A 12,616-nucleotide genomic window follows, 5' to 3' on the forward strand; every position below is an offset into this window, starting at 1 on the left:
TGAGTAAGAAAGATAGCCACAGCGTGATGAGGCGTTTAACGGCGCGCGGAGCGCCAAAGCTGCGGCAATGCAAGGCAAGGACCGGAGCGGGAGGCGCCTGTGGCGTGAGCGTACCTGAACGGCGTCGATCCAACAATGACTGCCTCGACGAATGGCGTTGCGGACCGTGAACCAGTCGGGGTGCGGGTGGGGCAACGTTTAGAGTTTTTTCCGGCACCGGTTTCGTTTAGCATCACTGCCACTTTCACGAGAACATCAAGAGACATGACACTGATCGCACGAAACGTCCTTGGGATTGCCGTACTGTTGCTTATCGCTTTCATCTTTTCGACCAACCGGCGCGCCATACGCTTGCGGACTGTCATCCCGGCGCTGCTGGCGCAGATCGGTATCGGCGCTTTCATTCTCTTCGTGCCGGTGGGCAAGACGGTTCTCTCGGCCGCTGCGTCGGGCGTCAATCACGTGCTCGACTATGGCAACGCGGGCATCGAGTTCCTGTTTGGCGGCCTCGTGCAATCGAAGATGTTCCAGATCTTCGGCGACGGCGGCTTTGTGTTCGCGGTGCGGGTGCTGCCGGCCATCATCTTCGTTACCGCGCTCATTTCGGTGCTGTACTACATCGGCGTGATGCGCTGGATCGTGATCGTGCTCGGTACGATATTCCAGAAGCTGCTCGGCGTATCGAAGCTCGAATCGTTCTCGGCTGTGACCACGATCTTCCTGGGGCAGAGCGAAATGCCTGCCGTGGTCAAGCCGTTCACGCGCGACATGACCGGTGCCGAACTGTTCGCGGTGATGTCGAGCGGCATGGCGGCGATTGCCGGATCGGTGCTGGCGGGCTACGCGGGCCTCGGTGTGCGGGTGGATTATCTGTTGGCCGCGTCGTTCATGGCGGTACCCGGCGGCTTGCTGTTTGCCAAGATCATTCATCCGAGCACCGAACCGAGCCGCGTGCATCTCGAGAACCTCAGCTTTGACGAAAAACGTCCCGCGAATGTGATCGAAGCCGCGAGTTCCGGCGCGACCGTGGGCCTCAAAATCGCGGTGATGGTCGGCGCAATGCTGATTGCGTTCGTCGGCCTGATCGCGTTGCTAAACGGTATTGTCGGCGGCATTGGCGGCTGGTTCGGTCATCCGCAACTGTCGATGCAGTCGGTGCTCGGCACGGTGTTCGCGCCGCTTGCGTATCTGATCGGCGTGCCATGGAGCGAAGCCAGCATCGCCGGCAATTTCCTTGGCCAGAAGATCATTCTGAACGAGTTCGTGGCTTACGCATCGCTGTCGCCGTATCTGAAAGACGCCGCGAGCGTAAGCGCGGCCGGCCTCCAGGCACTCGATCCGCGTACCCTTGCTATTCTGTCGTTTGCGCTGTGCGGCTTCGCAAACTTTGCGTCGATCGCGGTGCTGACGGGTGGGTTTAGCGCCGTCGCGCCGGAACGCCGCGCCGAAGTCGCGCGCTATGGCTTGCGTGTGGTGCTCGCCGCGACGCTCTCGAACCTGATGAGCGCCACGATTGCGGGCATATTCCTGACGCTGAATTGAATCGAGGATCGTTGCATGAACATGGAACAACTGCTGGAACGCGCGGGTGCAGCGCGAGAAAAGGCCTACGCGCCTTATTCGAAGTTCAAGGTCGGCGCCGCGCTGCTGACGAGAGACGGCACTGTGTTCGACGGCTGCAACGTCGAGAACGCTTCGTATGGGCTGTGTAATTGCGCTGAACGTACGGCGTTTTTCAGTGCGATTGCCGCGGGCTATCAGCGCGACCAGTTCGCCGCACTCGCCGTGATCGGCGATACGAATGGCCCGATCGCACCGTGCGGCGCGTGCCGCCAGGTGATCATCGAACTGGGCGGCCCCGAATTGCCGATCCGGCTCGGTAATCTGCATGGCGCGACGCGCGACACCACCGCCCGTGAACAATTGCCGGATGCGTTCTATCTATGAGCCAGCACAAGGTTATCTACGACACCGATCCCGGTGTGGACGATGCGATGGCGCTGGTTTTTCAGGCGCTGCATCCGGACATTGAGCTGCTGGGACTCACGAGCGTATTCGGCAACGCCACGATCGAGACCACCACGCGTAATGCGCGTTTTCTCGCCGGGCGGTTCGCGCCGGGCGTGCCGGTAGCGCAGGGCGCCGCCGCACCGCTCAGGCGCGCCGCACCCGAGCCGCTCGCGTGGATTCACGGCGACAACGGCCTGGGCAACATCGCAATCGAAGCCGGTCTTGAAGCCCCGCTCGACGCGCGCCTTGCACACCGCTTCATTATCGACACCGTGCGCGCGCATCCCGGCGAAGTCACCTTGATTGCCGTAGGACCGCTGACAAACCTGGCATTGGCGCTGACCGACGATCCGCGGATCGCTTCGCTCGTCAAGCAGGTGGTTATCATGGGCGGCGCGTTCGGCACAGATGGCGTGCTCGGCAACGTAACGCCCGCCGCCGAAGCGAACCTCCTTGGCGATCCCGATGCGGCCGATATCGTGTTCGGCGCGCCGTGGCCGGTTGTGATCGTGGGCCTCGACGTCACCCAGCGCACCATCATGAGCGAAGACTATCTGGCGTCGCTGCGCGATCGCGGCGGTGCAGCAGGGCAGTTCGTATGGGACGTGTCGCGGCACTACCAGGCCTTTCATGAGCAAAGCGCGCAACTCAAGGGTATTTACGTACACGATTCGTCCGCGGTCGCCTATGTGCTGGCGCCGCATCTCTATACGGTTCGTAGTGGGCCGGTACGGGTGCTGACGGACGGTATCGCGGTGGGCCAAAGCATCCAGAAACCTTCTACGATGCCGGTGCCCGCGCCGGACTGGGACAGCCGGCCCGAGGCCGTGGTTTGTCTCGACGTGGATGTGCCCGGCATGCTCGCGCTTTACGAGGGCACCGTCTGCGGCACGCTGTAGAACAATCCGGGAACGATCTGGCGGCGCGCCGATTGATCTGACGTAACGCACAGTGCGTTGCAGCAAACCGGTCCGCCACGCTGGCTGATGCGCATCGTCAATCTTTGCTACATTTCTGCAGACGTGCTGCGTACGCGGTTCTCAAAGCCCTGGCTGATCGACCCGATGCGCGTGACCCAAATCTATCAAGAGGCAAAAGATGCGAATTCTAGTAGTAGGGGCGGGTGCCGTAGGCGGCTATTTCGGCGGACGTCTCGCGGCGGCGGGCCAGGACGTGACTTTTCTCGTGCGTCCGGGCCGGGCGGAAAAACTCGCCCGTGACGGGCTCGTCATCAACAGCGCGCGTGGCAATCTCACCTTGCCGGACGTCAAGACGATTCTCGCCGGTGTTGCCGCGGAACCGTTCGATCTGGTGCTGCTGAGCTGTAAAGCCTACAGTCTCGACGACGCGATCGATTCATTCGCACCGCTGGTCGGCGAATCGACGCTGATTCTGCCGATGCTCAACGGCATGCGCCATATCGACGTGCTCAAGGAAAAGTTCGGTACCTCACGCGTACTGGGCGGTCAATGCGTGATCGCGGCGACGCTCAACCCCGAACAGCACATCATGCATCTGAACGAAACGCACGCGATCACCTTCGGCGAGCTGGACGGCGGCCCGTCCGAGCGTGTCCAGGCGATCGCGGATGCGATGGCCGGCGCGAATTTCGACGCGGTGGTCAGCGACAACATCCTGCTACGCATGTGGGAAAAGTGGGTGTTCCTGGCCACACTGGCGGCCAGTACGTGCTTGATGCGCGGTTCGGTCGGCGATATTCTGGCGGCGCCGGATGGCAAGCGCATCGTCGAAAACCTGCTCGGCGAGTGCCGCGGGGTCGCGGAACACAACGGCTTCACGATGGGCCCCGACTTCGACGCGAGAGCCACCCAAACGCTGTTTACGCCGTCGCCGCTGACGGCTTCGATGTTGCGCGACGTCGAGAACCACTCGCATACCGAGGCGGATCACATTCTCGGCGATCTGATTTCGCGCGGTGGCGACGCGCAGAAGGGCGAGCACGGCTTGTCGCTGCTGCGTATCGCCTATAGTCATCTGAAGACGTATGAAGCGAGGCAGACCCGTACCTCCTGAATGACCGGTGCGCGGGCGATCGGGGTGGCCACTGCAGCCTAACGTTCGGAGGTAAAGCCATGCCGAGTCCAACTGGATCCGTACCCGCGCTCAGTGCCGCTTCGGCGACGATCTTCTCGATCGGCATTGTTTTTCTCGGCTACTGGGGCCTGTACGATCAGACGAAGTGGCAGGCGTCCGACGTCTTTGTGTTCCTGTTCGCGATGATCGGCTTTGGCTGCCTCGGCCTCGTGCCGTGGGTCGCCACCAGCCCGGTCGAACCGGAAACCAGCGACGCCCGCGTCCGTATTGCACGGCACATGTTTCTTGTGGGCGTCCTGTCGATCTGGCTGGGCGTGGCGATTTCGGTGATCTTCTGATTAACGCTCGATCTGCCTGTTCCAGCGCGTATCCCACTGCGCGCGGTGCGCATTGATCGTGTCCCAATCCACCACGGTCACTTTCTTCACCAGATCGTCCACGTTGCCGAGGCTTTGCTGCATCGGCGGCGTCATCTTCGCGAGGCGGTTGGTCGGAATCTGCTTGCCGGCCTCGGCGGCTTTTGTCTGAGCCGGCGCGGACAGCAGGAACTGCGCGAGTTTCTGCGCCAGTTGCGGATCGGGGTTGTTGTTGACCACGCACAGATCGACCAGCAGCAACACCGGACCTTCCTTGGGATTCACATAGCCGACCGGAATGCCCTTGTCCTGCAGATCGCTGACGGCAGTTGGCGTTAACGGGAACAGACCCGCTTCGCCGGTCTGGACCATTTCGGAAATTTTCGCCGAGTTCGGCACATACTCCACGACGTTCGGGCCGACCGTGCTCGCCCATTTCGTGAAGCCCGGTTCGACGTTCTGCTCGCTGCCGCCCATCAATCGGTTGATCGCCAGAAAGCCGTGCAAGCCGAAGGTGCTGCTCGAGGCAGACTGGAATACCACTTTGCCCTTGTACTTCGGATCGGCAAAGTCCATCCACGAAGTCGGCGGCGCCCAGCCTTTTTCAGCGAACAGCTTCTTGTTGTAAGCGATACCGGTCATGCCGAGTTGCACGCCCGCACCCATATCGTCCTTCATGCGCGCGAACGGGTAGAGCTCCTTGAGCACCGGCGAATCGTCGAGCTTCTTGCACACGCCCATGCTGACGGCGCGTGCCATCACGCCATCGTCGAGAAACACCACGTGGATCTGTGGATTGGCCTTGTTGGCGAGCAGCTTGGCAAGAATGTCCGACGAAGTGCCGGGCACCACGACCACTTTGACATTGTTGGCTTTCTCGAAGTCGGGCAGCACCTGGCTCGTATAGGCCTTTTCCATCGGACCGCCGTTCATGCCGATGTAAATGGTTTTGGTCTCCGACCATGCCGGCGCGGCGGCACTGAATGCGCACAGTGCGGCGAGCGCCGCGATCGTCTTCAACAGTTTCATTGTGAGGCTCCTGAGTTTCACTAAGCAATAACGGGGCGATGACCGGACCACGACCAGGCAACAAACCAGGCAACAAACCAGGCAACAAACCACGCAGTAACTAGGCGACGGACGACGCAGCAACAGCCGCGAAGCGATCGATCGAAAAAGCGTCGAGCGGTGTGGCCGTGGCGCCGTCGATCACGAGATCCGCGAGGATTTCGCCGACCCCCGGCGCCAGCAAAAATCCACCACCCGAAAAACCGAACGCATGCAGCAGACGCGGGACCGTGCGGCTCGCTCCGATGATCGGATTGCTGTCGGGCGTTTCGCCTTCCACACCGCTCCATGTGCGGATCAGCAGCGCCTCGCGCAGCCCGGGCAGCAGGGCGCACGCGTCGCGCATCACGGCGCGGGTGGTTTCCGTCGACGGTTGACCGTATTCGCCGTCGCCCTGTCCGCGTCCGCCGCCGATCACGCAGTTGCCGCGCGCCACCTGCCGTGCGTAGATGCCGCCGCCATACACGCCGAGGTTGTGCGTGATGAAAAGCGGCAGGGGTTCGGTGACCCACATGTTCGGATAGATCGGTTTCATCGGCGCGGTTTCGCCGAAATAGCCGGCCACCGCATTCGCCCATGCGCCGGCGGAATTGATCAGCCAGTCGGCGCTAATGCGTGTATCGCCTGCGCGTAACTGGAAGCGTGTGCCGTCGTGACTGATTTCGGTCAGTTCGGTATGCTCGCGCACGTCCGCGCCTGCGGCCCGCGCCGCGCGTGCGAATGCCGGCGACACGAGGCGCGGATTCGCATGACCGTCGGTCGCACACAGCGAGCCGCCGATCGCCGCAGCGCCCAGCCATGGATAGCGTTGCCGGAAGGCGGTGCCGCTGAGCAACTGCGCCTGTAGTCCGTGGCCGCGCGCCATCTCCGCCCAGGCTTCGAGCGCGGCAAGATCGGCTTCGCTGCGCGCCAGCCGTAAATGTCCCGACACGGTGAATTCGCCGTCGATGCCGATCAGTTCCGGCAAACGATTCCAGGTGCGCCGCGCCCGCATGGCGAGCGGCATCTGTTCGGCCGGCCGTCCCTGGACGCGCACGCCGCCGTAGTTCACGCCGCTTGCCTGTGCGCCGCAATAACGCCGCTCGAACAGGCCCACGCGAAGACCGCGCCGCGCCAGCGCCAGCGCCGCCGATGAGCCGACCAGGCCACCGCCCGCGATCGCGACGTCGTAGTGCAAGGGCTCACTCATCGCGCGCTTCCTCCGGAATGTCGACGACGCCCTCGGCATACAGGGCGGGCGAGAGTGGAATCGGTTTGACCGGGGGCTGGCTGCGTAAGCGGCCTACGGCGTCAAGCGGTTTGCCGGTTTCCTGCGCCAGCAGCGTCAAGGCCGCCTCGCCGCACATGCGCCCCTGGCAGCGGCCCATGCCGACTCGCGTGAGCGCTTTCAGGCGGTTGATCTCGTTCGCTTCGCCACCCCGGATGCAGCGCCGCAAAGTGCCCGCATCGATTTCTTCGCAGCGGCATACGGTCATGTCGTCGGGCCATTGCGCCGCGCATTCCGTGGGTGGGGCAAACGCGGCTTCGATACCCTGGCGAAACACAGCGATACGTTGCAGGCTGCGTTCGAGGGAGGCTGCGCTTTGCATGCCCTGGCCACGTGGATGGGCGATGCCGAGATCGTCGAGCAGCGCCAGCGCCGTGCGGCGGCCGGCGAGTTCGGCCGCGTCGGCACCGGCAATGCCCGCGCCGTCACCCGCCAGATAGATGCCGCGCACGGTGCTGCGGCCGGCAGGGTCGAGTTCGGGTAGCCAGCAACGATTGTGTGTATCGAAACGGAAGCGGCATCCGGCGAGATCGGCGAGTTGGGTTTCAGGCTTCAGGCCGAAGCTGATGCCGACGGCGTCGCACGGAATGATGCCGGCCGTCGAGTGGCCGTTTGAGGCGCGCCATTCAATGGCACTGACGCCATGTTCACCACGAATCCCAATGAGGCTGACGTCGCGCTCGATCCGCACGCCGTGCAGTTTCAGCCAAGCGACGTAATAAAGTCCTTTGGCGAACGTAGCGGGCTGCCGCGCGAGCTTCGGCGTCGCGGCAACCTGCTGCGACAGCGGACTCGTGTCGAGCACGGCGACCACCTGTGCGCCGGCTTTCACGTACTGATAGGCGACCAGATAGAGCAGCGGCCCGGTGCCGGCGAGCACCACGCGTTGTCCGATCGCACAGCCCTGTGCCTTCAGGGCGACTTGCGCCGCGCCCAGCGTGTAGACCCCGGGCAGCGTCCAGCCCGGAACCGGCAGTACGCGATCGGTGGCGCCGCTGGCGATGATCAGATGCGAAAACGGCACGCTGATTTCCCGTCCCGCATGCAGCGTATCGAGCCGGCCCGCTTCACAAGCCCAGGCCAGCGTGTCGGGGCGATAGTCGAGGCGCGGAAGAAGCTCGGCCATTGTCGTATGCAGCGCGTCGGCTTTGTGCGCTTCAAAACCGTAGAGCGTTTTTTTCGAGCGCTGGAACGCGCCGTTCGCCGGTGGTTGGCGATAGATCTGGCCGCCCCAACGGGCATTTTCATCGAGCACAATGGGTTTGATGCCGGCGGCAACCAGGGTTTCGGCGGCGCGCACGCCTGCCGGTCCCGCGCCGACGATGACCACGCGGTGATCGTTGCTCATTGCGGGTCTCCGATCGCAGCCGCTGCCGATGCAGCCGATGCAGTCACGCAGGCCGTTCCCGCAAACCGCGTGACGACCCGCATGCCTTGCGTCACCAGCGTCGAGCACGCGCGCAAACGCATCCCTTCTTCGGTGCGCATCCAGCAGTCCTGGCAAGCGCCGATCAGGCAGAAGCCGGCGCGCGGTGCGCCGCTGAATTCGCTTTCGCGCACGCGGCGTTGCTGCATCAGCACGGCGGTGAGCAGTGTGTCGCCTTGCAAGGCGGTGGCTTCGTGACCGTCGATAAAAAAGCTGAGCGCTTCGCGCTGCGTCTCCGCGACGCGAACGAATTGCGCATCGCGCTTCGGCACGGCGGGTTCGGAAGACGGCAAATTCGACGGCATGGGTGAGAGAGCGGTAGAAGACATCAGTGCTGGCCGATCAGAATCCGGTTGAGCCCATATACGCGATCGAGCAGCAGCATCGCACCGGCAGTGATGAAGATCACCAGCGCGGAGACGGAGGCCATCATCGGATCGATCGATTCGGTCGCGTACATGTACATGCGAACCGGCAGCGTGACGGTTTGCGGCGAGGTGACGAAGATCGACATGGTCAGTTCATCGAAACTGTTGATGAACGCGAGCAGCCAGCCACCGGTAATGCCCGGCAGAATCATCGGGAAGGTGATGCGGCGAAAGGTGGTCCATGCGTCGGCGCCGAGCGAGTGCGCGGCATGTTCGACGCTGCGGTCCAGACCGCTGACCGAGGCCAGCACGAGCCGCATCACGAAGGGCGTGATGATGATCATGTGCGCGAGCACGAGCCACGCGAACGAGCCGGTCGCGCCGATCAGCGCGAAAAAGCGCAGCAGCGCGATGCCGAGCACGAGGCCGGGAATCACCAGCGGCGACAACAGCAGGCCGTTGAGGAAAGCACGGCCCGGAAAGCGGGCGCGGCCGATCGCGAGCGCCGCGGGCAACGCGACGATCAACGAGAGGGTCGCCGAGGCAAATGCCAGCTTCAGGCTATTGAAGAACGCCGAGATGAAGTCCGGGTAGTCAAGGATGGCGCGGAACCAGCGCAGCGAGAAACCGTGCGTGGGCAGCGTGAGCGTTTCGTCGGGCGTGAAGGCGACCAGCACCACGATCACGAGCGGTGCGAGCACGAACGCAATCACCAGCGTGTGGAAAATCAGCGCAATGGGGCCGTTTTTTCTCATGATGATCTCGCGCGGTTCAGCCCAGGCTTCTGGCGTACTTGCGTTCCAGAACCCGGTAATAAGTGAGCATCACGATCAGATTCGCGACCAGCAGCAGGAGCGCGATAGTTGCGCCGAGCGGCCAGTTCAGCGAGCCGAGGAATTCGTCATAGACCGCGGTGGCGGCGACTTTCAGGCGCCGTCCGCCGAGTAGGCCGGGAATCGCGAACGCGCTTGCCGAGAGGCCAAACACCATCAGGCTGCCCGACAGAATGCCCGGCGTGAGTTGCGGCAACACGATGCGGCGCAAGGTCGTGGCGGGCGATGCCATCAGCGAAAGCGCGGCATTCTCCGTTTGCGGATCGAGCTTCTGCAACGCGGTCCACACCGGAATCACCATGAACGGCAGCATCACGTGCACCAGTGCAATGACGATCGCGAAGGTGGTGTATTCGAGCTTGTACGGTCCGAGCCCGACCAGTCCGAATGCCTGATTCACGAGGCCGTTGCTGTTGAGCAGCATGCTCCAGCCGAACGCGCGTACCACGACCGAGACTAGCAGCGGCGCGAGAATGATCAGCAGGAACATCGAGCGATACGGATCGCGCATGCGTGACAGCACATAGGCTTCGGGTGTGCCGATCACGATGCACAGCAGGGTGGTCAGAAAGGCGATGCCGAACGTGCGCAGAAAGATCGTATGGAAATACGACGATTTCAGTACTTCCGCGTAGTTGCCGAACTGAAATGCCGCAATCGGGCCGCTCGACGGATCGAAGCGGTAGAAGGTCAGTACCAGCGTCATCAGCAGCGGCACCAGCACGAGCGCCGCGAACAGCAGGAACGCCGGCGCGCACATCAGCCACAACGGCAGGAATGCCTGCCACGGCGCGCGGCGTGCATTGCCGGTCTTCATGCTGTTGTTCTTCGAGGCGGGCAGCGTACTAGCCATGATGCGCATCCCGTTGAATGAAACGGATCGCCTCGCTGTTCCAGTCGACCCCGACCGCCGCGCCTTCCGGCAGCGGCTCGGTGCCTTCGTTCTGGCAGCACACCAGCACTTCGCCAAGCCGGCTATCCACGCGATACAGCCATTGGCTGCCGAGGAAGAAGCGGCTCGTCACGGTGGCGCTCAAGCGTCCGGTATTCGGCGCGCACAGGCGCAATTTCTCCGGACGAATGCACAGCGTGATTGCGTCGCCGACGCCGATTGCGCGCTCGCGCAGAGGCAGTTGCGCCGTGCGGCCGGTTTCGGCGAGATCGTGGCCGAGGTCGATGCGGATCGCGTCGCCGTCGCACGCCACGACTTTGCCGGCCAGCATGTTCGCCTTGCCGATGAACTGCGAGACGAATCTGTTTTCCGGCCGCTCGTAGGCTTCGTATGGCGTGTCGATCTGCGTAATGCGGCCGGCTTCCATCACCACCACGCGGTCGCTGATCGACAGCGCTTCCGACTGGTCGTGCGTGACCATGATGGTGGTCGTGCCGATCTTGCGCTGAATCGCGCGCAGTTCGAACTGCATGTCTTCGCGCAGCTTGGCGTCGAGATTCGACATCGGTTCGTCGAGCAGCAGCACGGGCGGCGCGATCACGATCGCACGGGCGATCGCCACACGCTGCCGCTGACCGCCGGAGAGTTCGCGCGGAAAGCGGTGCGCGAGCGTATCGAGCCGCACGAGCGCCAGTGCTTCGCGCACGCGCTCCTTGCGCTCGGCCTTGTCGACATTGCGCATTTCGAGTCCGAAGCCGACGTTGTCCGCGACGCTCATATGCGGAAACAGCGCATAGCTCTGGAACACGATGCCGAGGCCGCGCCGGTTCGGTTTCATGTGCGTGATGTCGCGGCCGTCGAGCGTGATGCGCCCGTGTGTCGTTTCCACAAAGCCCGCGATCATCTGCAAGGTGGTGGTCTTGCCGCAGCCGGACGGCCCGAGCAACGAAACGAACTCGCCTTTTTCAACCGACAGGTTCACGTCGGCGACTGCCTGTAGTTCGCCGAACGATTTCGCGACGTCCGTGAGTGTGAGGAACGACATGATCTGGCCTTTGGATGGATCGACACCGGTTCAATCGGCTACTGCCTCGATGAAGCCGACTCTATCCAGCCAAATTACATGACGTCAATTTCAAATTCCGTTTACCGATATAAGATTTAAAAAAATTCCGCTGTATGGAATGTATTTGATAGAACCGGCTTCAACTGTTCCGCTGCGTGATCTCCGGAAAATCCCTATGAACAAAGACAAGGCTCAAATGGAACGGGCGTGCGGCGAAGATTCCATTCAGGGATAAAACCCTCTATAGTGTTCCGGTCAATGAAATAATTCGGAGCGCTGGAGATGAATGCTGCCGCCAAACGAGATGCCGATTCCGAACTGGCTGAAACAGGCAACGCGCCGGGCCCCGGCATGCTGGAGCGCGCCTTTGCGGTGATTCGCGCGCTATCCGAGGCGCAACCCGACGGTGGCCGCGTCACGCGTCTCGCGAAGGCGGTGGGGCTGACGCAAGGCACGGTGCACCGCATTCTTCATGCGCTGATTGCCGAGGGCATCGTCGAACAGGACGAAAATTCGAAGCTGTACCGGCTGAGCGTCGATTTCTTTGCGCTCGCCGCGCAGGCGGGCAATCCGAGCGGCATGCGTACGCTGTGCCGTCCGGCGTTGCTGCGCTTGTGCGCGAGTCTCGGCGACACGATTTTTCTACTGGTCAAAAGCAGTTTCGACGCGGTGTGTCTCGACATCTGCGAAGGCCCGTTTCCGATTCGCTCGTTCACCGGCGATATCGGCGGGCGCGTGGCATTGGGTGTCGGTCAGGGGAGTCTGGCGATTCTCGCGTTCCTGCCGGAAGCGGAGCGTGAAGAGATCATTCGTTTTAACGTGCCGCGCATTCGTGGCTATGGCGTGCTCGACGAAGTGTATTTGCGCACCGAGATCGAACGCGTGCGTCAGCTGGGTTACGCGGGCCGCAATAGCGGGGTGCTCGACGGCATGGCGGGTGTGGCGGTGCCGATTCTGGACCGTACGGGCGTGGCAGTGGCGGCGTTGAGCGTCGGCACCCTGGCCGCGCGTCTCGGCGACGATCGCCTGCCGATGGTCGTCGAGTTGCTGCGCCGTCAGGCGGAGGCGATCGGCCCGCAGACCAACCCGTTCGATGTTGCGCTGCGCCGGCCGATGCATGGCTTGTCGCGCGCCATGACCACCGAGCGCATCGCTGGATAGGGCACCGGCAACAAAAAAGGCGGCGCCCGCTATCAGGCACCGCCTCGAAACCTTCTCAAACTGACGAAACGGCTACCCGATTACGCGATCAGCCGTTTCGTGCCGTTTTGTGCC

The 12,616-nt window shown here is 62.8% G+C and carries 13 protein-coding genes; 6 read left to right on the forward strand and 7 right to left on the reverse strand.

From position 1 onward, the window contains the following. Positions 1-264 precede the first annotated feature (264 nt). From GH665_RS26080 to GH665_RS26100, 5 genes are all read left to right on the forward strand, one after another. The gene (locus tag GH665_RS26080; RefSeq protein WP_153140153.1) at positions 265-1,542 is read left to right on the forward strand and encodes a NupC/NupG family nucleoside CNT transporter; all 1,278 of its coding nucleotides are present in this window, start codon (positions 265-267) and stop codon (positions 1,540-1,542) included. Positions 1,543-1,557: 15 nt separating this feature from the next. Beyond that, positions 1,558-1,947 (forward strand): cytidine deaminase, encoded by a 390-nt coding sequence (locus GH665_RS26085; protein ID WP_153140154.1) that lies wholly within the window; start codon positions 1,558-1,560, stop codon positions 1,945-1,947. Continuing rightward, positions 1,944-2,909, forward strand: coding sequence for a nucleoside hydrolase (locus tag GH665_RS26090; RefSeq protein WP_153140155.1), 966 nt, complete (start codon positions 1,944-1,946; stop codon positions 2,907-2,909). The genes GH665_RS26085 and GH665_RS26090 overlap by 4 nt, the downstream gene beginning before the upstream one ends. Before the next feature lie 199 nt (positions 2,910-3,108). Beyond that, positions 3,109-4,044, forward strand: a complete 936-nt coding sequence (panE, locus tag GH665_RS26095) for a 2-dehydropantoate 2-reductase (RefSeq protein WP_153140156.1) — start codon at positions 3,109-3,111, stop codon at positions 4,042-4,044. Between the two features lie 59 nt (positions 4,045-4,103). Beyond that, the gene (locus tag GH665_RS26100; protein ID WP_153140157.1) at positions 4,104-4,403 is read left to right on the forward strand and encodes a hypothetical protein; all 300 of its coding nucleotides are present in this window, start codon (positions 4,104-4,106) and stop codon (positions 4,401-4,403) included. On the opposite strand, the gene GH665_RS26105 is transcribed toward GH665_RS26100, so the two are convergent. From GH665_RS26105 to GH665_RS26135, 7 genes are all read right to left on the reverse strand, one after another. Continuing rightward, positions 4,404-5,450 (reverse strand): ABC transporter substrate-binding protein, encoded by a 1,047-nt coding sequence (locus GH665_RS26105; protein ID WP_153140158.1) that lies wholly within the window; start codon positions 5,448-5,450, stop codon positions 4,404-4,406. Positions 5,451-5,550: 100 nt separating this feature from the next. Next, positions 5,551-6,678: an NAD(P)/FAD-dependent oxidoreductase gene (locus GH665_RS26110; protein ID WP_153140159.1), complete on the reverse strand. Its 1,128-nt coding sequence runs from the start codon at positions 6,676-6,678 to the stop codon at positions 5,551-5,553. Next, positions 6,671-8,104 (reverse strand): FAD/NAD(P)-dependent oxidoreductase, encoded by a 1,434-nt coding sequence (locus tag GH665_RS26115; protein WP_153140160.1) that lies wholly within the window; start codon positions 8,102-8,104, stop codon positions 6,671-6,673. The genes GH665_RS26110 and GH665_RS26115 overlap by 8 nt, the downstream gene beginning before the upstream one ends. After that, positions 8,101-8,511: a (2Fe-2S)-binding protein gene (locus GH665_RS26120; RefSeq protein WP_425496055.1), complete on the reverse strand. Its 411-nt coding sequence runs from the start codon at positions 8,509-8,511 to the stop codon at positions 8,101-8,103. The genes GH665_RS26115 and GH665_RS26120 overlap by 4 nt, the downstream gene beginning before the upstream one ends. Beyond that, entirely contained in the window at positions 8,511-9,305 is a 795-nt protein-coding gene (locus GH665_RS26125) for an ABC transporter permease (protein WP_106352325.1), read from the reverse strand. Before GH665_RS26125 ends, GH665_RS26120 begins: the two co-directional genes overlap by 1 nt. Before the next feature lie 16 nt (positions 9,306-9,321). Next, positions 9,322-10,236: an ABC transporter permease gene (locus GH665_RS26130; protein WP_153140161.1), complete on the reverse strand. Its 915-nt coding sequence runs from the start codon at positions 10,234-10,236 to the stop codon at positions 9,322-9,324. After that, positions 10,229-11,320, reverse strand: coding sequence for an ABC transporter ATP-binding protein (locus GH665_RS26135; protein WP_153140162.1), 1,092 nt, complete (start codon positions 11,318-11,320; stop codon positions 10,229-10,231). The genes GH665_RS26130 and GH665_RS26135 overlap by 8 nt, the downstream gene beginning before the upstream one ends. A 303-nt stretch (positions 11,321-11,623) precedes the next feature. Here GH665_RS26135 and GH665_RS26140 point away from each other — a divergent pair, with 303 nt between their 5' ends. Then, positions 11,624-12,502: an IclR family transcriptional regulator gene (locus GH665_RS26140; protein WP_153140163.1), complete on the forward strand. Its 879-nt coding sequence runs from the start codon at positions 11,624-11,626 to the stop codon at positions 12,500-12,502. Positions 12,503-12,616 lie beyond the last annotated feature (114 nt).

Source organism: Paraburkholderia agricolaris, from assembly GCF_009455635.1.
Lineage (GTDB): Bacteria > Pseudomonadota > Gammaproteobacteria > Burkholderiales > Burkholderiaceae > Paraburkholderia > Paraburkholderia agricolaris.